General features: G+C 50.5%; 21 protein-coding genes. 13 read left to right on the plus strand and 8 right to left on the minus strand.

The window, feature by feature from the left end:
* Positions 1 to 147 precede the first annotated feature (147 nt).
* On the minus strand, positions 148 to 606 hold the full coding sequence (locus tag IC617_RS02240; protein WP_191143367.1) for a hypothetical protein: 459 nt from the start codon (positions 604 to 606) through the stop codon (positions 148 to 150).
* Between the two features lie 511 nt (positions 607 to 1,117).
* On the opposite strand from IC617_RS02240, the gene IC617_RS02245 reads away from it, so the two are divergent.
* Positions 1,118 to 1,525, plus strand: coding sequence for a hypothetical protein (locus IC617_RS02245; RefSeq protein ID WP_191143368.1), 408 nt, complete (start codon positions 1,118 to 1,120; stop codon positions 1,523 to 1,525).
* Here IC617_RS02245 and IC617_RS02250 read toward each other — a convergent pair.
* Positions 1,522 to 2,463, minus strand: a complete 942-nt coding sequence (locus IC617_RS02250; protein WP_191143369.1) for an AEC family transporter — start codon at positions 2,461 to 2,463, stop codon at positions 1,522 to 1,524. The genes IC617_RS02245 and IC617_RS02250 overlap by 4 nt on opposite strands.
* 174 nt (positions 2,464 to 2,637) lie before the next feature.
* Here IC617_RS02250 and IC617_RS02255 point away from each other — a divergent pair, with 174 nt between their 5' ends.
* Positions 2,638 to 3,195 carry a sugar O-acetyltransferase gene (locus IC617_RS02255; RefSeq protein WP_191143370.1) on the plus strand — a complete coding sequence of 186 codons (558 nt, stop codon included), beginning with the start codon at positions 2,638 to 2,640 and terminating at the stop codon, positions 3,193 to 3,195.
* On the opposite strand, the gene IC617_RS02260 is transcribed toward IC617_RS02255, so the two are convergent.
* Both IC617_RS02260 and IC617_RS02265 read right to left on the minus strand, forming a co-directional pair.
* Positions 3,192 to 4,514, minus strand: coding sequence for an NTP/NDP exchange transporter (locus IC617_RS02260; RefSeq protein ID WP_191143371.1), 1,323 nt, complete (start codon positions 4,512 to 4,514; stop codon positions 3,192 to 3,194). The genes IC617_RS02255 and IC617_RS02260 overlap by 4 nt on opposite strands.
* Complete coding sequence (locus tag IC617_RS02265; RefSeq protein WP_191143372.1) at positions 4,514 to 6,334, minus strand: metallophosphoesterase; 1,821 nt, start codon at positions 6,332 to 6,334, stop codon at positions 4,514 to 4,516. Before IC617_RS02265 ends, IC617_RS02260 begins: the two co-directional genes overlap by 1 nt.
* Before the next feature lie 238 nt (positions 6,335 to 6,572).
* On the opposite strand from IC617_RS02265, the gene IC617_RS02270 reads away from it, so the two are divergent.
* The 6 genes from IC617_RS02270 to IC617_RS02295 all read left to right on the plus strand — a co-directional run bounded on the left by IC617_RS02270 (position 6,573) and on the right by IC617_RS02295 (position 12,034).
* Positions 6,573 to 7,589, plus strand: coding sequence for an alpha/beta fold hydrolase (locus tag IC617_RS02270; RefSeq protein ID WP_191143373.1), 1,017 nt, complete (start codon positions 6,573 to 6,575; stop codon positions 7,587 to 7,589).
* Between the two features lie 244 nt (positions 7,590 to 7,833).
* Positions 7,834 to 9,273 carry a nitrogenase iron-molybdenum cofactor biosynthesis protein NifE gene (gene nifE, locus IC617_RS02275; protein WP_191143374.1) on the plus strand — a complete coding sequence of 480 codons (1,440 nt, stop codon included), beginning with the start codon at positions 7,834 to 7,836 and terminating at the stop codon, positions 9,271 to 9,273.
* Between the two features lie 2 nt (positions 9,274 to 9,275).
* Entirely contained in the window at positions 9,276 to 10,676 is a 1,401-nt protein-coding gene (gene nifN / locus IC617_RS02280; RefSeq protein WP_191143375.1) for a nitrogenase iron-molybdenum cofactor biosynthesis protein NifN, read from the plus strand.
* Positions 10,677 to 10,678: 2 nt separating this feature from the next.
* Positions 10,679 to 11,161, plus strand: coding sequence for a NifB/NifX family molybdenum-iron cluster-binding protein (locus IC617_RS02285; protein WP_191143376.1), 483 nt, complete (start codon positions 10,679 to 10,681; stop codon positions 11,159 to 11,161).
* 48 nt (positions 11,162 to 11,209) lie between these two features.
* Positions 11,210 to 11,512: a ferredoxin III, nif-specific gene (fdxB, locus tag IC617_RS02290; RefSeq protein WP_191143377.1), complete on the plus strand. Its 303-nt coding sequence runs from the start codon at positions 11,210 to 11,212 to the stop codon at positions 11,510 to 11,512.
* A gap of 9 nt (positions 11,513 to 11,521) precedes the next feature.
* Positions 11,522 to 12,034 (plus strand): SoxR reducing system RseC family protein, encoded by a 513-nt coding sequence (locus tag IC617_RS02295; RefSeq protein WP_191143378.1) that lies wholly within the window; start codon positions 11,522 to 11,524, stop codon positions 12,032 to 12,034.
* An 8-nt stretch (positions 12,035 to 12,042) separates the two neighbouring features.
* On the opposite strand, the gene IC617_RS02300 is transcribed toward IC617_RS02295, so the two are convergent.
* The 3 genes from IC617_RS02300 to cmoA all read right to left on the minus strand — a co-directional run bounded on the left by IC617_RS02300 (position 12,043) and on the right by cmoA (position 14,967).
* On the minus strand, positions 12,043 to 13,101 hold the full coding sequence (locus IC617_RS02300) for a phosphotransferase (RefSeq protein ID WP_191143379.1): 1,059 nt from the start codon (positions 13,099 to 13,101) through the stop codon (positions 12,043 to 12,045).
* A 126-nt stretch (positions 13,102 to 13,227) separates the two neighbouring features.
* Positions 13,228 to 14,202, minus strand: a complete 975-nt coding sequence (gene cmoB, locus IC617_RS02305) for a tRNA 5-methoxyuridine(34)/uridine 5-oxyacetic acid(34) synthase CmoB (protein ID WP_191143380.1) — start codon at positions 14,200 to 14,202, stop codon at positions 13,228 to 13,230.
* Between the two features lie 36 nt (positions 14,203 to 14,238).
* The gene (gene cmoA, locus IC617_RS02310) at positions 14,239 to 14,967 is read right to left on the minus strand and encodes a carboxy-S-adenosyl-L-methionine synthase CmoA (protein ID WP_191143381.1); all 729 of its coding nucleotides are present in this window, start codon (positions 14,965 to 14,967) and stop codon (positions 14,239 to 14,241) included.
* A gap of 1,282 nt (positions 14,968 to 16,249) precedes the next feature.
* On the opposite strand from cmoA, the gene IC617_RS02315 reads away from it, so the two are divergent.
* From IC617_RS02315 to ruvC, 5 genes are all read left to right on the plus strand, one after another.
* Positions 16,250 to 16,483 (plus strand): FmdB family zinc ribbon protein, encoded by a 234-nt coding sequence (locus tag IC617_RS02315; protein WP_087506904.1) that lies wholly within the window; start codon positions 16,250 to 16,252, stop codon positions 16,481 to 16,483.
* A gap of 105 nt (positions 16,484 to 16,588) precedes the next feature.
* A complete protein-coding gene (gene aspS, locus IC617_RS02320; RefSeq protein WP_191143382.1) occupies positions 16,589 to 18,355 on the plus strand; it encodes an aspartate--tRNA ligase in 1,767 nt (588 codons plus the stop codon).
* Positions 18,356 to 18,403: 48 nt separating this feature from the next.
* The gene (gene nudB / locus IC617_RS02325) at positions 18,404 to 18,850 is read left to right on the plus strand and encodes a dihydroneopterin triphosphate diphosphatase (protein ID WP_087506902.1); all 447 of its coding nucleotides are present in this window, start codon (positions 18,404 to 18,406) and stop codon (positions 18,848 to 18,850) included.
* Between the two features lie 52 nt (positions 18,851 to 18,902).
* Positions 18,903 to 19,649 carry a YebC/PmpR family DNA-binding transcriptional regulator gene (locus IC617_RS02330; RefSeq protein WP_191143383.1) on the plus strand — a complete coding sequence of 249 codons (747 nt, stop codon included), beginning with the start codon at positions 18,903 to 18,905 and terminating at the stop codon, positions 19,647 to 19,649.
* A gap of 212 nt (positions 19,650 to 19,861) precedes the next feature.
* A complete protein-coding gene (gene ruvC, locus IC617_RS02335; protein ID WP_191143384.1) occupies positions 19,862 to 20,383 on the plus strand; it encodes a crossover junction endodeoxyribonuclease RuvC in 522 nt (173 codons plus the stop codon).
* A 33-nt stretch (positions 20,384 to 20,416) separates the two neighbouring features.
* On the opposite strand, the gene hcp is transcribed toward ruvC, so the two are convergent.
* Positions 20,417 to 21,994: a hydroxylamine reductase gene (hcp, locus tag IC617_RS02340; protein WP_224745737.1), complete on the minus strand. Its 1,578-nt coding sequence runs from the start codon at positions 21,992 to 21,994 to the stop codon at positions 20,417 to 20,419.
* Positions 21,995 to 22,205: the final 211 nt, after the last annotated feature.

Consider the following 22,205-nt stretch of genomic DNA (forward strand, 5'->3'; position numbering starts at 1 on the left):
TCAGTGCGCCAATCTGCAGAACGATCATTGATGGAGGCATCAAATAATGCGCTGAGGTGCTTCAGCCGACATGGATGTCGGGTGTAGAGCGATCCATGGATGGACTCGAGCGTCACCGAAGGGCATTGTTTGCTGCCGACTTAGGACTTATTGTTTTGGCTGCGGGTCTAGCTGCATCAAGTGTCCAATATCAAAGACGCCGAGAAATCGTCCCTGATGACTCAACTGCAGCCACTTCAACTTACAGCGGATGTTGTCGCAGCTTGCGAGTTGTCTAGTAGAGACGCCGTAAATACTTCCATGTAGGCTCTGCTGCCGCATCCCTGCGGCAGAAGCTCGACAATCCAACTCCCAAGCGGCTCTCAAACCGTCAGCATGCCAAATCAGCCCAGAGCGATAGTAAACCTCGCAACTTGCTGCTTCAGGCGGCATGGATGCCGCATGCAGAGCGACACAAGGATGTGCTTGAGCGTCAGCATGGGGTGAGGTTTGCTCTCGCTGTTGTTCGCGAATGCTGCTTGTTCCTCGTGAGAAATCTTCGCCGTTTGCAAGCTGTCTCGTCGAGACGCCGTAAATACTTTGCTGGCGGGCTCCTGCCCTCTGCAAAGCCCCGCTCCGGCGTCCTGCCTGCGCGACAACTTAATAAAGTTGTCCCATATAGGCTCTGCTGCCTCATCCCTGCGGCAGAAGCTCGACAATCCAACTCCCAAGCGGCTCTCAAACCGTCCGTGCGCCAATCTATCCAGAGCGATAGTAAACCTCGCAACTTGCTGCTTCAGGCGGCATGGATGCCGCATGCAGAGCGACACAAGGATGTGCTTGAGCGCCAGCATGGGGTGAGGTTTGCTCTCGCAGTTGTTCGCGAATGTCGATTCTGTTCTCAAGAGTCGGCTTCGCCGCTTGCGAGCTGTCTTGACGAGACGCCGTGAAATCATCCCTGATGGCTCTACAGACGCTTCCCTGCGGCAGAAGCTCGACGATCCAACTCCCAAGCGACTCTCAAACCGTCAGTGCGATCTCCTTCGCAGCCAATACCCACAGGGAGTGTGTGATCATTGTCGTGCAAGCCTCTGTTACACTGAATGGATGGCAATGGGCCAGTAATAGGGATGGGTATATGTTCGACCGACACAACGTAGCAACAAAAACTCTGGTGACTTTGCTGACACTCAGCAGTCTGCTGGGATTTCTTTTGTTTGGTTATATGGTGTTGCCAGAGGTCGCCGGCGATGACTCAGGTTTGTACCTGTATCAAGCCTTACTCACAGGATTATTGGCTTGGATGATCTCCAGAAAGAGCATCATGGCATTGCGCATCACAGGCGTTTTGAGCCTCGTTCAGATCATTGAAATTGAAGCTCAAAGCTGGTCTTTAGGCGTTGGCGCGCCACTCAAAATCTTGCTGTCGTGGCAGGCCAACGGTATCGAATATGGGGTTAACCTCTATGCCTTGTTTATTATGCTACTGATTTGGCTGGCCTATCGAAAATTTCGCCAACAAGATGCAGCCGAAGTCAGTCACTAAATGAGCGCTAGCGAACGCAGCGCCAGCAAACCCAAGGTTGTGGTTAGCACCGCAAATACGGTGGTCACCGCAATAATATCGGCCGCTAAATCCGCGTCTCCCGCCATTTGCTTGGCCATCACAAAGCTGGCCGTAGCCGATGGCGTTGCCATCATCAAATACAAAATACCCAAGTTAACGTCTCTGAAGCCCAGCATCGCACCGCAGAGCACCGCGAATGCAGGCATCAACACTAGCTTCACCACCGAAGCTTGCACAATCAGGCTACGATTTCCTTTCAACCGCTCAAGACTGAGCGAACCGCCAACACAAAGTAGTGCCAGTGGTAGCGTCATATTGGCAAGGTAGCGGCCACTGGTCATTAACCATTCCGGTAAGCTGATGCGAGCCAGCGCTAACAACAAACCTGCGGCAATGGCTAAAAATAAAGGGTTGGTCAGCATCGAGCCAATGGTTTGCTTGAGTAAGTTTTGTTCGGAACGACTTTGTGCTGCGCTGAGCACAACAATGGCCGTCAGGTTGTAGACAATGGCGATAATGGCAAGATAGATCCCTGCCGGCGCTAACGCATCGTTGCCAAAGGCATTGACGATGGTCGCTAAGCCGATGATGCCCATGTTGCCGCGAAAACAGCCTTGCACAAACACGCCGCGCTGGGCAGCCGCCATGTTGCGACCGTACCACCACAATAGCGCTGCTGAACCCAAGGTTATCGCCGTTGCTGTTGCCAGCAATTTGGGTTGAATCAGCGCCGCGACATCTGCGCTAGCGACATTAAGGAATAATAAGCAAGGCAAGGTGACATTGAACACCAGACTGGAGCCACTTTGAATAAAGTCGGCTGAAATCATGCCTCGACGACGAAACACATAACCCAGTACCATCATCAACAAAATTGGCGTGGTAACCGATAACGAAAAGCCAAAGGCTTGCAACATAGGTAAAGTCTTCCTGTATGACCAATGTTTTTGAAGTGGTAAGTTGGATGGTGGGTAATGTATCGTAAATTGGCAGATAAAGCTTGTTGACCTTGGTCGATGGCAGACATTTTTGCCGGACCAACTATCTTTGCCAATTCAATGACTGACTTGTTTCACTGATATGGAGCCACAATGCCATCGGAATTCGAAAAAATGCTGAGCGGTCAGCACTATAACCCCTTCGACGCGGAGCTCATGGCATTGCGCAAAAATGCCCGACAACTGACTGAACAGCTTAATCAGATCAGTATGAGTGAGATCCCCAAACGGACCCGACTGATCAAATCACTCTTCGGCTCAACCGGCAAACATATTTACATTGAATCAAATTTTCGCTGCGACTATGGCGTCAACATTCATGTCGGCGAGAACTTTTACGCCAATTTTGATTGTGTGATCTTGGATGTCGCTGAAGTTCGAATTGGTGACAATTGCCTAATGGCACCGCAAGTTGGCATTTACACCCCTGGTCATCCGCTCGACCGCAAAGAGCGGGTCAGTGGTCTGGAATTTGGTTTGCCGGTGACGATTGGTGATGACTGTTGGATTGGCGGCCATGCGGTGATTAATCCGGGAGTCACCCTAGGTGACAATGTGGTTGTTGCGTCCGGAGCGGTGGTGACCAAAAGCTTTGGTGATAATGTCGTGATTGGCGGCAATCCGGCGCGTGTGATGAAACAAATTAGCTAATCAGGTCGGTGTAACTGCCGGTAGCGATTGCCAATATTCAGCGCAAGGGCAATGACCACGATGGCGACAACGACAATAAAATACAGAAAACTCTTGGGGTGAAGAGCTAGCACGTTGAGGCCAACGAACACAGTGAGCCCTTGCAGCATATCGCCACCGCGAACGCACAGTGTTTCGATCAGCGCTCTGGCTTCATAACGCTCCTGTCGTGATGTTGGAATGTAGAGCATTTGTTTAACCGTGTTCATGAGCGAGTAATCGAGGCTGTTTTCAACAATCTTGATGATTTTGAACAGCAGTAAAGCACCAACAAAGAGCACCAGGGCATAGCCGATAAAAATAAATAGAGGCACCAAAACTAGCGATAGTTTGACGCCAAAAGCGTTGATAAATCGTGAAACGACAAAGAATTGCAATAGTGCGCTGCCGATATTCACGGCCAGAAAATAGTTGCTGTAGAACTGCTTGATGTAGGCGTTTTTCGATAACTCCACCGACCCCGACTCAAGTGCCATATCATAGTTGTGCTCGACCAGCAGACTAACCAAATATTCGCCCAATGAATTGGTCCAACTAAACAACAGCACAAACAGGGCGATGAGCATCAGGTATCGATTTGCTCGGATCAGCGCAAAAGCATTGAACAGCTTGGTTGGTTGTTTCGGCCGATCAAGATTGAGTTTGACCTGGCTCGACTTAGCAAATAGCACCGGCAACTGCGACAGCATTAAGGTGATGGCGCCTGCAGCCAGAATAATTCGGCTATCTAATTCTAGCGGTAATGCCTTGGCCGCCATGGCTCCTATCATTGCCCCCATCGACGCGCCAAATGCAATCAGACCAAACAAGCGCTTGCCGCTGTCTTCATCAAGTCGGTCACTGGCATAGGCCCAAAATTGACTGATGGTTAATACCCCAAATGCGCCCAGCCAGATGTAAAACAAAAGACCAATAGCCAGTCCGGCGAGGCTCGCCAGTAAAAACAACACAAACGACAAAATGAAGAAGGACATCACCGCCATCATAAAGCGGCGGCTGCTGAAGCGTCGTGAAAATGCGCCATAAGCGGGTAGCAAAAACAGCAGTAATAGCGCCTGAAAAGCGGTGGCATAGCTCTTTAGCTCAGAACCTTGCTCCACCAGAATTAGCTCCTCGCGAACGGGCTTGAGGATATAGGCGGTGAACATCAACATGAACAGAATGAAAAACAGCGATAGAACTTTTAGCCCTTCGCCAGGCTGAACGTCGCCGCCCAACCTGAGCACTCGCTCAAGCACGGAGTACTCAGGTTGCGATCGGTAATGAGCCGAAAACGTCATTATTTTGCTTTTCTCAAAATGTAGTCACGACGCTTAACGATGGCATTAATCTGGCTATTGCTCAGGTAATCTGACAAGGCTTCTTTGAGTTTTTCTTGAGTGAGACCACGCAGCCGTTTTTCATAGAGATTCGATAGCCGGAAGGTTGAGCGGCGATACATTTTCGGTTTGCCGACTGTATCGCCAAAGGCTTGCGAGTGATCGATGAACATGCCGAAGAACTCTTCATCCCAAAGAATATTGCCGTTGTTACGGTCAATGTTGAACGTCAAGGTATCGAAGTTGAGCATTAATCGGGTCCAACCTAGTTCCTCACAAATGCCTGCGTATTCGATTCTATGGTCTTTCCTGTGGTTATCATCAATCAGGTTTTCGACCCATAGTTGCACTGCACCTTCCTTGCCATTAATGGTCCGCAACACCGTCGGCGGCACTAGGTTTTGGCCAAGCAGACGGTCAAGCTTATAAGCGGCAACTTCAAACACGTAGCGATCGCCGCTCTTATTGAAGGTTTTAAACGAGGCGCGGAGCTGGGTCTCACCTTGCTTTAAGGTGAGTACTCGTGAGCGGGTCACGCCTTTGCCGATGGCACTGTTGTCGATGATTTCTGCTGTTTTCAGAAACTGCTCGACATCCTCGTCTTTCATCCCCGGCGGGTTGTGACGAAAACGCTCGGTTTCCGCAACGATGTTGCTGCCAAATTGATTATTGAGGTGATGACCTGTCGGTTGATCGTGCGACAGTAATAGGGCCGACGGGGTTCCGCCGTAGTAATTGGTTAACATTCCGGTGTCAGCTAAAATCACGGCGCCGTCAACTCGGCTGACGAGACGACGATATCTGACCGAGTGGCCGACGACGATGTGGTCGATCTGATATTTCTTCTGGGCTTTTTCGACCGTGTAGGATTCGAGTAGCTCAGGGCAGAATGCGTTGCCGCGATACCAAAATGGCCCGGTCTGAGAAAACAACAAACTGTCTTGGGCTTCGACAAACTGTTTGGCGGCTTTGTACCAAGGTTGGCGTTTTGCGTTGCGACTATCTAGAAAGGCTAAGGCAGCGGATTCACCCGAGTAGTTGAGCAAGGTGAAGGGCAAAATACCGAATTCAAGCAGGTCATCAAACGGTTTTTGGTAGTCATTTAAAGCTTGCGTTGTGACTTCGTTGAGCTGATCAATGGACAGCTCGAGGGAATCGAGTGATAAACCACCATGAACGAACACCTGATTATTGACTTTGACTGCCGCTCGACCATGTTTGCGCAGCCACTTGCCGATGTCGCCTTGGGGCGAAAAGGCCTGCATCAAGCCGGTAAATCCCTCTGGAAAGTTGCCTTCAAAATCGCTGGTAATGTCCTTTTCGTTTGGAAACAACTTACTGTATTTTTTGAATAAATCATCGCGCAATGATTTCGATGACAAGTCTTTGTAACTGGCAAATTCAATATCGCTGACGTAGCGGTAGTCGCCGGTCATGAGCATGATTTCATGATTACCTAAGAGTTGACTGTAGCCGCCGCCAGCCGCTTCCGCTTGCTGTTGCAACTTCATCATCAATTCAACAACCTGACGAGAGCCTGAACCGCGGTCGACCAGATCACCAAGGCTGACTAGATGGCGATTGCCGCCAATCCAATTGAGCTGTGCATCAACCACCTTGAGCTCTTGTAGTAGCGAGGTGAGCTCATCAAATGCGCCATGAATATCGCCGATAACCACTACTTCTGCATCCGTTGTAATGGTTTCAGCTTGTGACTGCAACGGCTGGGCAAGCAGCATCAACAACAGTGCTGTGAGGAGCATTGATATCCGTGGTGTCATTGATAAATTCCTTATTAGCGTCAGTTGGTTAAAAGCTAGTTGGCGATATGAAGGTGTGCAAGATTTAATCGGTTTTTAATGCGTCGAATCAGATTTTGCGTAATGCCGCAGAATTGACCCAATTAGGCAAATTGTTAAGCCTTCGCATGTCACTTGTTGCACAGGGTATGCTAGGGTGTTGGGGTCTTATCTAGTGTTGAGGGCTTTTTATCTGTTTGCCCCGTTTAAGGATGATGTAATGACTTGTTCCGCTAAGCTTTTGGCTGCTGTATTGCTGTGCAGCATGAGTGTTGCTCATAGCCAAGAACTGACTTCTCCGGCAGAGCCATCATTGGACACGCCCGCCACAACTGGCAACAAAACTCAGACTGTTTCAACATCGGCAGATAACCCGGTGGCGAATATTGATGACAAACCGGCAAAGCCAACTAAGCCGGCGAAAAGCAAGCCGGAACCTTTGGTGCTGCCGGAGCCTGAGGTCCAGCAAGGTGCGTTGTTGGCAAATACCTTTACCCTTGGCGATGTATCAATTCACTATCGAACCGTTGGCACTGGCGCGCCATTGTTGCTGGTTCATGGTTTTCTTGATTCTGGCGAGCTATGGCAACCTTATCTTGATCGTCTGTCGAACCACTTTCAGGTGATTGTCCCTGATCTTCGCGGCCATGGTTTATCCACTAATCCATCGGAAATGTTTTCTTATCGTGAGGCAGCAGCCGATTTATCGGCATTAATGGCTCATTTGAATATCGCCAAATTTGATGCGGTCGGTTACGGTGAAGGGGCGTTGACACTCACTCGAATGGCCATTGAGCAACCCAAGCGAATTGGCAAGTTGGTCCTAATTGGCTCGGGCTCTTACCTTGCCGAGTCGGCTCGCGAACAGCAGCGCAAAGCAAAGGGCTTTAACCACTTTTCTAAGGCGTTTCAAAGTAAGTTAGTGGCGCTTCACCCTGGCGGTCAGCCGCAAGTTGACGCATTGCTCGCTCAATATCGAGCATTGGCTGCTGACTATCAGCAACCTAACTTCTCGCCGCCGCAGTTGCAGAAAATTATTGCCGATACATTGATGATTAATGGCCAGCACGATAAGTATTTCCCATTGGAGCCAGTGCTGGATCAACACCGCCACTTGAAGCAATCAAGCCTGTGGTTAATACCTGATCGTAACCATGATCTGGTGTTCTATGGCGCGCCGCCATCGCTGGAAAATGAGTTCATGCGGATCTTGTTGGCGCATTTAAAAAAAGAATAGATGAACTAACGGTTGTCGTTATTCTGTTCAAGCGAGCCTCAATGGCTCGCTTTTTTTGTCTCTAACAGGCCCATGCTGGCACCCTTTGTCGTAAACCTTACAATAATTAAATCAATTAAATCATTATGTTAATGGAGGTCCGAAGTTTGCACTGGTTCCTATGAAGACTGTTTTAGCAAGAACGGACAATGGTTGCTTGGCACTAGTGCCGTTGAGCCGGTCTTTGCTTCTCAGGAGGAGCCCAATGAAACGTAGTGAAATCGCCGAATTATTAGATGAACCCGCTTGTGAGCACAACAAAGGTGACAAAAGCGGTTGTAGTCGGCCAACCCCAGGTAATACCGCCGGAGGCTGCAGCTTCGATGGCGCACAAATCAGTTTGCTGCCGATTGCCGATGTTGCCCATATCATTCACGGACCCATTGCCTGTGCCGGTAATAGTTGGAACAACCGTGGCACCCGAGCCAATGGCCGAAACCTGTTTCGTTTGGGCTTTACCACCGATCTAAATGAGCAAGATGTCATTATGGGCCGTGCTGAAAAGCGCTTGCTCCACGCCATCAAAGAGGTCATTGAGCGTCACGATCCGCCAGCAGTATTTGTCTACATGACCTGTGTCCCTGCGCTTGAAGGCAACGATGTCGATGCCATTTGCGATTTAGCACAGCAACGTTGGAAGCGCCCAGTGATTGCTGTTGATGCCGCAGGCTTCTATGGCAATAAAAACTTGGGCAACCGCATCGCTGGCGATGTCATGGTGCGCAAAGTCATTGGTACCGCTGAGCCGCCACCTAAACCCGTGATGCGCCACGATGCGACCCGCAAAGTGCATGACATTGTGTTGATCGGCGAATACAACATTGCTGGTGAGTTTTGGCACATTTCACCGTTACTCGAACAACTTGGTTATCGAGTGCTGAGCTGCATGGCCGGTGACACTCGTTTTCATGAAATTCAAACCATGCATCGAGCCGATGCCGCCATGGTGGTTTGCTCGCGAGCACAAATCAATGTTGCCCGGATGCTGGAGCAGCGTTGGGGGATCCCGTGGTTTGAAGGGAGCTTTTATGGCCTTGAGGACACTTCAGAGTCGCTTCGACAATTTGCCCGTCTGATTGGTGATCCAAAACTGATTGCTGAAACTGAACAACTGATTGCCTTTAAGGAAATGGAAACCAAAGCGCTGTTGGCTCCTTATCGTGATCGGCTGCAAGGCAAACGGGCATTGGTTTATACCGGCGGGGTGAAATCTTGGTCAGTGGTCGCTGCACTTCAGCAACTCGACATTGAAGTGGTTGCGACTGGCACGAAGAAATCAACCGAGCACGACAAAGCGCGTATTCGCGAGATTATGGGCCCAGATGCGTTAATGCTTGATGAGGGTGGGGCGCGCAATTTATTGGATGTGGCTGCCGAACACAACGCCGATCTAATGATTGCTGGTGGCCGCAACATGTACACCGCGCTCAAGGCGAAAATGCCATTTCTCGACATTAACCAAGAGCGCGAGCATGCTTATGCGGGCTATGCCGGTCTGGTTAATTTGGCCAAGGAATTATGCCGAACCTTGGAAAGCCCAATTTGGCAAAAAGTTCGCAGTACCGCGCCATGGCTTGAGCCATCGGAGTTGATCCATTTAAGTGTGGTCCGTCATCAAGGCCGAAACATTGCGCGGGAGCACTAATCATGGTGATTCGTAAAGTGAACAAGCGTGCTTTGGTCGAACGACCACTAAAAACCAGTCAACCGACCGGCGCGACGCTGGCGATGCTGGGCTTGGCCAACAGCATTCCATTGATGCACGGCTCTCAGGGCTGTGCAGCCTTTGCCAAAGTGTATTTGATCCAGCATTTTCGTGAGCCGGTACCGCTGCAAAACACCGCGATTGATCAAGTTGCCGCCGTCATGGGCGGCGATGACAATCTGCTCAGTGCCATTGCTCTGTTGTGTGACAAACACCATCCGGATCTGATCGCAGTCATGACCACTGGCCTGACTGAAATGCAAGGGGCCGATATCGAACGCATCGCCAAGCAGTTTCGGCAGCAATATCCGCAGCATGCAGCCACTCGTGTGGTGACCATTAACACGCCTGATTTTACCGGCTCGATGCAGACCGGGTACGCTGCCGCGGTTGATGCCCTTGTTCGGCAGATAACACGGCAAACCACACCACCAGCCGTGAGTCAGCCAACGCGGGCATATCACAATCACAGTTTGCAGCTCAATGTGTTAGCAAGCAGCGCGTTAACGCCTGCTGATGTTGATTTGTTGCAGCGTTATCTTGATGCCTTTGACATCGATGCCATCATGGTGCCGGACTTATCACAATCGCTTGATGGCCACCTTGATGGTGATGATTTTTCTGCCACCAGTGCAGGAGGCACCGCCATTGAAGATATCGAGCGGATGGCAACCAGTGCGGCAACAATCGTGATTGGCGAGTCACTGCAAGCGACCGGTAAATGGTTGCAGCAGCATCATCAGGTGCCTTGCCATTTTGTCGGCAATGTCATGGGATTAGCGGAAACTGATGGCTTAGTGCAGTTGCTGACGCAGTTAACTGGCAAGCCGGTGCCGAATTGGATTAACCGCAGCCGGCAACGGCTGCAAGACGCGATGCTCGATTGCCACTTTGTACTGAGCCAGGCTGCTGTCGCGATTGCTGCAGAAACCGATTTGGCGGCAGGCTACCAAACTCTGCTGGCAGAGCAGGGCATGGCGATCAAACGAATTGTTACTGCCACAGGCAGTGCCGGCGCAGAACATTGGCAAACCGATGATTGGGTTGTCGGTGATCTATCTGACATTGAACAGGTACTGGCTGAAGTTGAAGTGGTAGTTGGCAACAGTCATTGCGCCGCCCTTTGTGAGCCGCAAGTTCCGGTGCTTCGAGCGGGTTATCCATGCCATGACAAATACGGCAGTAGCGATACCTTGCAACTTGGTTACGAAGGCAGTCGCGCCGTTTTGTTTGCGCTGGCCAATTGCTTGTACAAACATCACCACGATGAGGTGACCCCGCACTACTCCAAGTATCGATTTGAAGCTGCAGACACATTGTCGACAGTAGCGCGAGGTAGTTAACGATGAATAACGTTAATCCTCAGCGTAAGCTTCAGCTTGTGTCCGATCCGTCACAGCATTTCGAGTTGTTTGTGGCGTTTGCCACCGATGATCAAGAGCATATCAATCAGCATTTTGGCACCTGCAAATCGCTATCTATTTACGGCGTTGATCGACATCAGGCGGGCGTTGCTGAAATCATCCAATTTAACCAAATGGTCAGCGGCCATGATCAGGGCAAATTACAAGCCAGATACGACGCCTTGCACCGCTGCGCCGCGGTGTATTGCAATGCCATTGGCCCATCGGCCATTGCTCATCTTGTCAGCCAAGGGGTACAACCGGTCAAAGTCGCTCCTGAACAGCTCATTCATCAGGCCATTATTGAACTTCAGACACAGTTAGTTGATGGCCCCAAGGGCTGGCTCGGTAAGGCATTACGCCGCAGCAGTAATCAGAACAATCAGAGTAAGGCACTCACTGATTTGCTGGATGAGAGTTGGTAACACAGAATTCACTTAGGAACCTTTGTTTTAGAAAAAACGGAGAAAAACATGTCAGCCGAGTTTATGGGGAAAACCCGCAGTGGCGAAAGCTGGGAGCCACAGTTTGTCACTGATATTGACCAATCAACCTGCATTGGCTGCGGCCGTTGCTACAAGGTCTGCCCACGGGACGTTTTCGATTTGGTGGAGCGAGAAATCGATGAAGATGACGACGCTTACGATGGCTACGAAGACGATGTGATGATGGTAATGGAGCTCAAAGATGCCGGCGATTGCATCGGCTGCAGCTCCTGCGCTCGCGTTTGTCCAAAGGCCTGTCATACCCACACGCCCGCATCTGCATTTGCGTAAGGAGACGTGATGACTGGGCCAACCGGATCGCCAATAAACCATGATCAGCGAGTGGCTCAGTCGATTGTTACCGAGCAATCGAGTGCTGAAATAGATGATGTCACTGCCAGCCTGCAGGTGGTGTCGGTGACTGATGATTACATTGTTGCAAGAGGCCAACGTCTGGGGGGCTGCAGCAAGTGTCAGCAACGACAGAGTTGCCCGTCCGGCGCGTTCGCCAAAGAAGGTGAGTTTACTATTCAGCTGCCCATCAATGAGCAACTACAGGTTGGCGATCAGGTTCAACTGCAATGCTCAGGAGGTCAATTGTTCGGTGCATTTGCTGTGCTGTTTGGTGTGCCGGTGATCGGCATGGTGGCGGTACCGCTGGCGCTGGAATACTGGACCCAGGCAATTGCTGAACAACTGCCGCTGATCACATCGCTCGAAGTGCTCGTCGGATTTGCTCTTGGTTTGAGTTTGGCCAAGGTGCTCGCCGCCAAAGTGAAGTGGCAGCCGAGAATTTCTCATCACTCTCATTAATCGTCTAATTAACCGAGCACTTCTTGTGGCTCTTCGGTCATGATTTGGTGAAGCGCAGCCATGTCGTGTTCGAGATTGATCATGTCGCGCTGCAACTTACCAATGGTGACGTCACATTGGTTATCGGTGACATCAAATTGGTAGTCCGCTAACTGGTGCAAAAAGTGCACTTCAGCCATGGCAACAAAACATTGTCGTTCGGCATCATTGAGCGGCTCGGCAACTTGTTCGTAGTTTTCCAGAATTACCTGAAGACTATCCTGCCAGCACTGGACGCGGGAGTTGGTCATTGGTGTCAGAGAGAAGTGACTGTTTACACACAAAAAGGCCAGTTGGTATAGATCGTAAATCCGCAGATCGCGACGGGCATCATCAAAGTCAATGCAAGACACTAAGTTCTGCTCGTCATCGAATAGGAAATTGGAGGCTTGAATATCGCTATGAATGATATTTTGTTGGCATTGCGCGAGTAGCTGCTCCGGCAAGATCCGAGACAATCCCATGGCTTTTGGCATGGCGGTGTAGATCAACGACAGCATCGCTGCTGCACATGGGTGGCTTTGTTCGAGCGTATGTAATTCGCAGCGATAGGTCATTAAACGGTTGGTCAGGCCCTGCACGTCGTGGCTGCAAATGTGAGTCGGCAGTAGCTGCAACTCTTCATCTTTGCCGGCATTGTGAAAGTTGGCGAGTAACTTGGCGACTTGAGCGACGTGTTTTTCGGTCAGTTGGTTGTCAGTCGGCAGAGGCTTACCTGCGACGAATTCACTGACCACAAACAATTCCGAATTTTGATATTCGGTAATGGGCTGCGACATCGAGTTACTGAGCACTCGAGCCGTGGGTACGCCATGTTGAGATAGCTTAACCGACAGCGCAATTTCTTGGCGCAGACGTTCCAAGCTGTTGTTTTGAATATGATGCTTTAATGCCAGCCGGCCGCGCTGAGTATCAACAAAGAACACTTCATTGACGCTTGATGAGGCGCAAATCTCAATATTCGACAACGGCTGAATGCCGTAATAAGAGAGTACTTCCTGTAGACGCTTTTGTATCGGCAAGCTCATCGCAATCCTCAGTTCCAAACCTATTGGGTTAGACCTAAGTATTAGTCGCCGGTAATAATTTTGATAGCTTGATTAATGTGAGCCAGACTCAAAATTATTCATTGAATCTGGCTTGTTTGACTCAGATCACAATGGTCGTTGAGCGGTGATGACTGCTCGCAGTGGTGCAGGGTAACCCTCGACGGTTTTGCTCTTATCAGCTGGATCGAGAAAGTCGGCCAGACTTTCATTGGTCATCCAGTCAGTGCGTCGCTGTTCATCGGTACTGGTTTGGTCTAAATCAACCAACTTAATGTGCTGAAAGCCAATGCGTGACAGCCACAGTTGCAAGGCTTCGGCACTCGGCAGGAACCAAACATTTCGCATCTTGGCATAACGATCGGTCGGCACTAGGACTTGATTGACATCACCTTCAATCACTAATGTTTCAAGTACCAATTGACCGCCCGGATGCAGTAAGTCGTGCAATTGCTGCAAGTGATCAATCGGCGATTTGCGGTGATATAGCACGCCCATTGAAAACACCGTATCAAAGGCCGCAAGCGGCGGCATCTGCTCAATGCCAAGCGGCAGCAAATGAATTCCCGCCGGATTGCCAGCGAGCCGCTTGATCGCCAAAAACTGCATTAAAAACAGCTCAGAAGGATCAATTCCGACCACCATATTGGCGCCTTCGCCTTTCATCCGCCACATGTGATAACCATTGCCGCAACCGACATCGAGGATGGTTTTGCCGGCCAGTGGTGCTAAGTGAGGCTTTACACGATCCCATTTCCAGTCCGAGCGCCATTCGGTATCGATGTGCAAACCATGAACGTGATACGGGCCTTTGCGCCAAGGGTGGAATTGGGTCAGCAGTCCTTCAAGTTTGGCCTGCATGCCAGAGTCAATACTGTGTTCGGTACCAATTCGGACTTGCTCGCTAAAATCAACGTCTTGGCTAGCCAGCTCTGGCAGTTTGTTCAACACCCGCTGCCAGCCAGCAAACTTGGAATTGCGCAACTCGCGGTGCCACCTTGCCAGTTGGCTTGGCACGGTTTCAAGCCAATGACTGAGCTTGGTGTAGGGGAGTTCGCGGTATAAGTCGTCAAAATGAATCACGGTGAACCTATTACATTTGGAGCAAGTTGATTGCCGTTACTTGAGGGCAATGATCGAACAGAAATTGTAGCTCTGATACCAAACCGAGGCGTGAGCAAAGCCCGCTTGCTGTAAACGCTGCAGATTGGTTTCCACGCTTTCGGTTTTCATGACGTTCTCTAGAGCGGTGCGCTTTTGCGATATTTCCAGCTCAGAATAGCCATTGGCGCGTTTGAACTCATGGTGCAAGTCGATCAGTACGTCGTTCATGACTGGATCAGCATGTTGAATCTTTTCCGATAGTAACAGCATGCCGCCTTGGTTCATTCCCGCAGCAATCTGGCTCAATACATCTAACCGTTGCTCCGGCTCAATAAACTGCAGGGTAAAGTTCAGCACCACCATGGATGCATTGGTAATTTCTGTGTCTTGCAGGTTTTGGCAGCGCAGATCGATCGGCGTGTCGCCTCGGTAGCTATGAATATGCTGCTCGGCTCGCTCAAGCATGGCTTTGGAGTTATCAACCGACACAATCTGACAACCGGGTTGTTTGTTGTGACGCCGCATCATCAAGGTTGCAGCGCCTAACGAGCAGCCGAGATCATAGAGGTTCGAGTTGGCCTGAGCGTAGCGTTCGGTCAATAAACCTAGGGTGTGCAAAATGGTTTGGTAGCCTGGCACTGAGCGCTGAATCATGTCGGGGAAGACATCGGCAACGCGCTGATCGAAGTTGAAGTCAGCTACTTGTTGCTCAGAGGCGTATATGTTGTCGGTTAATCGAGTCACGGACAAAATGGCAAATTCAAATAATCCGCTAGTCTAACCGAAGCAGGGGGTAGAGCTGAACCTCTTGAGCAGAAAATGCTTCTACGGCCCATTACTCGCTTTGATCAAAAGTGGCATATGGCGATAACAAACCTCACCTCTTGCTGACGCTCAAGCACATCCATGTATCGCTCTGCATGCGGCATCCATGCCGCCTGAAGCAGCAAGTGGCGAGGTTTGCTATCACTCAAGGGAATGCCTGCACATCCGGTTCGAACGCTAGTTGGAATTGGGGGCTAGGTGACAAAATGCGCGGAACTGTCTAGAGCGGAATCAAGTGTCCAATATCAAAGCCTCTGCAGCAGGGAAGCTGCAGTGGAGCCATCAAGGATGATTCCTCGGCGTCTTTGATATTGGATACTTGATGCAGCTAGGCCCGCAGCCAAATCAATCAGCCCTAAGTCGGCAGCAAACAATGCCCTTCGGTGACGCTCGAGTCCATCCATGGATCGCTCTACACCCGACATCCATGTCGGCTGAAGCACCTCAGTGCATTATTTGCTCCCTCTTGTGTCATCGCGGACCACCTATAACACAGCGCTCATACGGTTCGGGAGTAGTTTGGAAGTTGGACCTAGGTGACAGAATGCGCGGAACTGTCTAGAGCGGAATCAAGTGTCTATATCAAAGCCTCTGCAGCAGGGAAGCTGCAGTGGAGCCATCAGGGATGATTCCTCGGCGTCTTTGATATTGGATACTTGATGCAGCTTGTGCCCGCTGCCAAATCAATCAGCGCTAAGTCGGCAGCAAACAATGCCCTTCGGTGACGCTCGAGTCCATCCATGGATCGCTCTACACCCGACATCCTTGTCGGCTGAAGCACCTCTGTGCATTATTTGCTGCCTCTTTGTGTCATCGCGGATCACCTACAACACTGCGCTCATACGGCTCGGGAGCAGCTTGGAAGTTGGGCCTAGGCGAAAAAAATGCGCGGAACTGTCTAGGGCGGAATCAAGTATCCAATATCAAAGCCTCTGCAGCAGGGAAGCTGCAGTGGAGCCATCAGGGATGATTCCTCGGTGTCTTTGATATTGGATACTTGATGCAGCTGTTGTCAGCAGCTGATACAACCGTTGCTCAAAGCACATTTGCCAATCACCGCCACAATCACCAAATTCACCGCTCATGCGCCTAGCACAGCGTAAGTGCTTTCAGTATAATTGCCCGCCGTTATTGATACCGTCGACAAATTAGTTGCCAATCAGGCCAAACCGATTGGCTTTAAAGCTGAGAAAGACACGTTATGCCGATTTACGAGTACCGTTGTGACGATTGTGGTCACGAGTTAGAAAAGTTGCAGAAAATGAGCGATGCACCGTTAACCGAGTGCCCAGCTTGCAACAACAGTAGCTTAAAAAAACTGATTTCAGCTGCCGGCTTTCGCTTATCCGGCTCCGGCTGGTATGAGACCGACTTTAAAAGTGGCAACAAGAAAAACTTGTCCGGTGACAAAAAATCAGACGCCAAGAGCGCCTGATTGCTATCGAATTTAGATTTTGTGTGATGGCCCTTAAGGCCTTTACACAGAGCAAACATCACAGCATGAAACATCATGCTAAGTAACAAAATATAAGGGATACAGATGCGCACAGTTTATTGCGGTCAGGTTAATCTTGAACATGTTGAGCAATCCGTCACTTTGTGTGGCTGGGTAAACAAACGCCGCGACTTAGGTGGCCTGATCTTCGTTGACTTGCGCGATCGTGAAGGCATTGTTCAGGTCGTATTTGACCCTGACAACAAAGACGTGTTCGAAGTCGCCAACTCTCTGCGCAACGAATACTGTGTCCAGCTCACCGGTCAAGTGCGTGCTCGTCCAGAAAGCCAAATCAATAAACAAATGGCAACCGGTGAAGTTGAGCTGATTGCTACTGAACTGACGATTTTGAATGCCAGCGCGCCGCTAGCGCTTGATTCCAACCAAGAAAACTCAGAAGAGCAGCGCCTCAAGTATCGCTACTTAGACTTGCGTCGCCCAGTTATGAGCGATCGCATCAAGTTCCGCTCTAAAGTCACTAGCGCCGTTCGCCGCTTCTTGGATGACAATGGCTTTCTCGATATTGAAACCCCAATCCTAACCGCTGCAACACCTGAAGGTGCCCGCGACTACTTGGTGCCAAGCCGCACTCACAAAGGCAAGTTCTTTGCCTTGCCGCAATCACCTCAGTTGTTCAAACAGCTACTGATGATGTCGGGTTTCGACCGTTATTACCAAATCGTTAAGTGCTTCCGTGATGAAGACTTGCGTGCCGATCGCCAGCCTGAATTTACTCAGATTGATATCGAAACCTCGTTCATGACGTCGGCCGAAGTGATGGCCAAAACTGAAGAAATGATCCGCGATTTGTTCAAACAATTGCTGGACGTCGATTTGGGTGAGTTCCCATCGATGCCATACTCCGAAGCGATGCGCCGCTTTGGCTCGGACAAGCCAGATTTGCGTAACCCGCTGGAGCTGGTCGACGTTGCGGACTTGCTCAAAGAGGTTGAATTCAAAGTATTCTCTGGCCCTGCCAACGATCCTGAAGGTCGCGTCGCGGTGATTCGCGTGCCTGGCGGTGCAAGCTTGTCGCGCAAGCAAATTGACGAATACGGCAAGTACGTTGGCATTTATGGTGCCAAAGGTCTGGCGTGGATGAAGATTAACGGCGCCGCTGCCGGTGATGTGCAGTCGCCAATTGCCAAGTTCCTCAACGAAGACATCATTGCGCAATTGATTGCTCGCACTGAAGCGGCTGACGGTGACATCCTGTTGTTCGGTGCTGATAACGAAACCGTCGTGGCGGAAGCCATGGGCGCGTTGCGTTTGAAGTTAGGCGAAGATTTTGAACTGGTAGAAGATTGCTGGAAGCCGCTTTGGGTGGTTGATTTCCCAATGTTCGAAAAGCACGACGGCGGTTTAGCTGCCATTCACCATCCATTTACTGCTCCAGTTGGGGTAACGCCAGAGCAGCTAGAAGCTGACCCTGCTAATGCGCTATCGGATGCCTATGATATGGTGTTGAATGGTGTTGAGTTAGGCGGTGGTTCGGTTCGTATTCACGACCAAGCGATGCAAGCTGCGGCCTTCCGCGTATTAGGCATTAGCGATGAAGAAGCTCGTGAGAAGTTTGGCTTCTTGCTCGACGCGCTGCAGTTCGGTGCGCCACCACATGCCGGCTTAGCTTTTGGTCTTGACCGCTTGATCATGCTAATGACAGGCGCCACTTCGATTCGTGACGTAATGGCATTCCCGAAAACCACCACTGCTGCTTGCCCGTTGACGGATGCGCCAAGTGTCGCCAACCCTGCGGCATTAGCCGAACTGGGCATTACTACCCAAGTTGAAGCAAAAGAAGACGACGCATAATTGTCGCCAGATATAGCGAAGCAAAAGGCTATAGCGAGTTAGGTCGCAATGACTATCGCTAAACGACCGGTGTCAGTGTTGGTGGTGATCACCAGCCAAACCGGTCACGCCCTAGTGATGCAACGGGCGGATGACGCTAACTTCTGGCAGTCAGTGACGGGCAGTTTGGAGTGGCATGAACTGCCTGAGCCCGCAGCAATTCGTGAGCTTGCCGAAGAAACAGGGCTGACTCCACAAATGGGAGTTTGGTCCAACATGAATCGGCAAGTTTGCTATACCATTCGTCCTCAATGGCGTCATCGCTATGCCGATGGCTGCACTACTAACACCGAGCACTGGTTTAGTTTAACGCTGCCATCTCCGACACCGATTCAATTGGCTCCTGAAGAACACCTGAAGTTTGACTGGCTGCCATGGCGTCAGGCGTTAACCCGTTTGAGCTCACCCAGTAATCAGCAAGCATTGCGATTGTTGATGACAGGGGCCGAGCAGTAGCAGTCTGAAAAAAACACAGTGCCATTGAGTAACAGCATGCAAGGAGTAACAAATGGCTGGTCACAGTAAATGGTCCAACATCAAACATCGTAAAGCGGCGCAGGATGCCAAGCGCGGCAAGCTTTTCACTAAATTGATTCGTGAGCTCACGGTATCTGCGCGAGAAGGCGGCTCCGACCCAGATTCAAATCCTCGCTTACGAGCGGCAATCGACAAAGCGTTATCGAACAACATGACTCGCGATACCGTTGATCGTGCGGTTAAACGTGGCGCAGGCGAGCTTGATGGTGTCGAACTAGAAACCGTGGTTTACGAAGGCTATGGCCCCGGCGGCACGGCGGTTATGGTTGAAACCATGACCGATAACCGTAATCGAACCGTCAGCTCGGTGCGCTCTGCCTTTACTAAGTCAGGTGGCAACCTTGGCACCGATGGCTCAGTTGCTTACTTATTCAGTAAACAAGGTGTTATTAGCTACGGCAAGTCAGAAGATGAAGATGCGCTGATGGATGCCGCTTTGGAAGGTGGCGCGGAAGACGTGCTGACCAATGACGATGGTAGCTTTGAAGTAGTTACCACACCGGAAGAGTTTGGTGATGTTAAAGATGCCCTTGATGCTGCAGGCTTCGAAGCGCTGAATGCTGAAGTGACTCAAGTACCATCGACAAAAGCTGAACTGGACCTCGATACGGCGAAGAAGTTTCTCCGTTTGATCGATACCTTGGAAGATGATGACGATGTCCAAGAGGTGTATCACAATGGCGATATCTCCGATGACGTCATGGCTGAGTTAGATTGATACTAATCGGCGCATTAAACTCGATTGGCTCAGGGGGCATCAGTGTCCTGAAGAATGCAGGAAGCTAATGCAATTTAAGACGCGCCGTAAATCCATCCGTGGAGGCTTAGCGACCGCATCCATGCGGTCGATAGTCTGAAATCGCATCAGTCATCCTCCATTCAGACCGGCGCAATCAATTGAGCTGGCAGTTTTTATAAGAAGGCAGATTTTTGGCAGTCATTCTTGGTATCGATCCTGGTTCTCGTATCACCGGCTATGGTGTGATCCGCGCGCAGGGTCGCAAACTCGACTATCTCGGCAGTGGTTGTATTCGCACCTCGGAAGGCGAGTTAGCTGAAAAATTACGGCAAATTCACGATGGCGTGCGCGAATTGATTGTTCAGTTTCAGCCCGAACAGTTTGCGATTGAACGCGTGTTTATGGCGCGTAATGCCGACTCGGCACTGAAGCTAGGGCAAGCCAGGGGCGCGGCAATTGTCGCTGCGGCATGCCAAGGTTTGCCTGTGGCCGAATACGCCGCGCGTGAAATTAAACAAGCCGTGGTTGGCACCGGCGCGGCCGATAAACCCCAAGTGCAGGCCATGGTTTCGCATATGTTAAAGCTACCCGCAGCGCCGCAAGCCGACGCAGCTGATGCCCTTGGTGTGGCCATTTGTCATGCGCACACGCAGCAGAGTTTAATTGCCATGGCAGGGACGACCACGGGTACCCGCCGCGGCCGTTGGCGCTGACGTTTCCTGAGGGAAAAAATCACTGTCCTGAGATCATCGTCCCAGCATCATCGCTTCGACATCTTGTTCAGGGCTGCCAATGCCTTTCAGTTCAAAGCCATTGAGCAAGATATCGGCAACTTTACCGGTGACAAACGCCGGTAAGTTGGGGCCAAGGCGAATCCCTTTAACGCCCAAATGCAGTAAAGCCAGTAACACCGCCACCGCTTTTTGCTCATACCAAGCGACATCAAATGACAACGGCAAATCATTGAGCGAATCAACCGCAAATGCCTCTTGTAACTTCAGTGCGATGACCGCAAGCGAGTAGCAATCGTTGCACTGACCCGCATCAAGCACCCGAGGAATACCATTAATCGTGCCTAAATCCAGCTTGTTATAGCGAAACTTTGCACAACCAGCGGTTAGGATGACGGCATCTTGCGGCAATTGCTCGGCAACTTGGGTGTAGTATTGGCGCTCATCTGAGCGTCCATCGCAACCCGCCATCACCACAAATCGCTTGATGGCCCCCGCTTGCACCGCTTCAACCACTTGATCGGCCAATGCCATCACTTGGTCATGGCCAAAGCCTCCGACAATATGGCCTGTTTCCAATGGCTCTGGAGCAGGGCATTGATGAGCCAAATCAATCAGTGCGGAAAAATCTTTGTCGCCAGCAGGATTCGTCTCGATATGAGTCAGGCCAGAATGGCGCACTGGGCCGGTGGTAAACAATCTGTCTTCATAACTCTCTTGTGGTGGTACCAAGCAATTGGTCGTCATCAAAATAGGCCCGTTAAAGGCGCTAAAATCCTGCTCTTGTTGCCACCATGCGCCGCCGTAGTTGCCCTTGAGGTGGGAGTATTGTTTGAAGTAGGGGTAATAGTGGGCCGGTAACATTTCACCATGAGTGTAGATATCGATACCCGAATCCTTGGTCTGTTCAAGTAATTGGGCCAAATCCTTCAAGTCGTGACCGGAAATTAAAATACCCGGAACAGAGCCAGCTTCGAGGCTTACTTCGGAAATTTCCGGTGAGCCATAACATTCCCTGTGGGCCTTATCGAGCAGTGCCATGGTAGCGACCGATACCTCGCCGGCTTTAACGATCCAATCCATCAAATCACTAAACCGCAACGGAGTGGTTAAAGCCGCCATCACCTGGCGAATAAACTGATCTACCGAAGGATCGCGATAACCCAACTGAGCGGCGTGTTCGGCATAGGCGGCAATCCCCTTGACGCCATAAATCAGCAATTCTTTGGCCGAGCGGCGATCTGGGTTGTGCATGGTCAACACCCCTGCTGACTTGAGAATGTCGGTGCGGATCACACTCGGGATTGCATCTGGCGTGTAGCGTTCAATTTCATTGGTCATGCAAGTGAACAATTGACGCAAACTTTGATTGTCAAAGTTGACGTTGGTGATGGTGGCAAACAGAGCGGTACGGATCAGATCGTCAACCTTCGGGCAGTCGCCGATTTCCAGCGTCGCGTAGGCCAGTTGCGATGCGGCTTCGATAAGCTGATCTTGCAGCTTGGCAGTACTGACGGATTTGCCGCACAAACCTTTGGTGGTGCAAGCCTCGCCATTGTTGGTTTCCTCACATTGGTAGCAGTGCATTGTCATAACTGGTTCCTTTTTTACTCTTGCTTGAGACTATTTGATTGCAGCTAACTCACTGATAAAAATGATTTATGTTGTCTTAAGTAGTAACGGCTATGTGTTAGCTGGGATGATTAGTGATGACTCATTGCAGATGCTAGGCCATTGTTGTCAGTGGAATGCAATTTATAATTTGCTATTGCGGACATGATGTTCAATAACCCAAATGCACCAC

Origin of the sequence: Neiella litorisoli, assembly GCF_014773395.1 — a bacterium.
GTDB lineage: Bacteria > Pseudomonadota > Gammaproteobacteria > Enterobacterales > Neiellaceae > Neiella > Neiella litorisoli.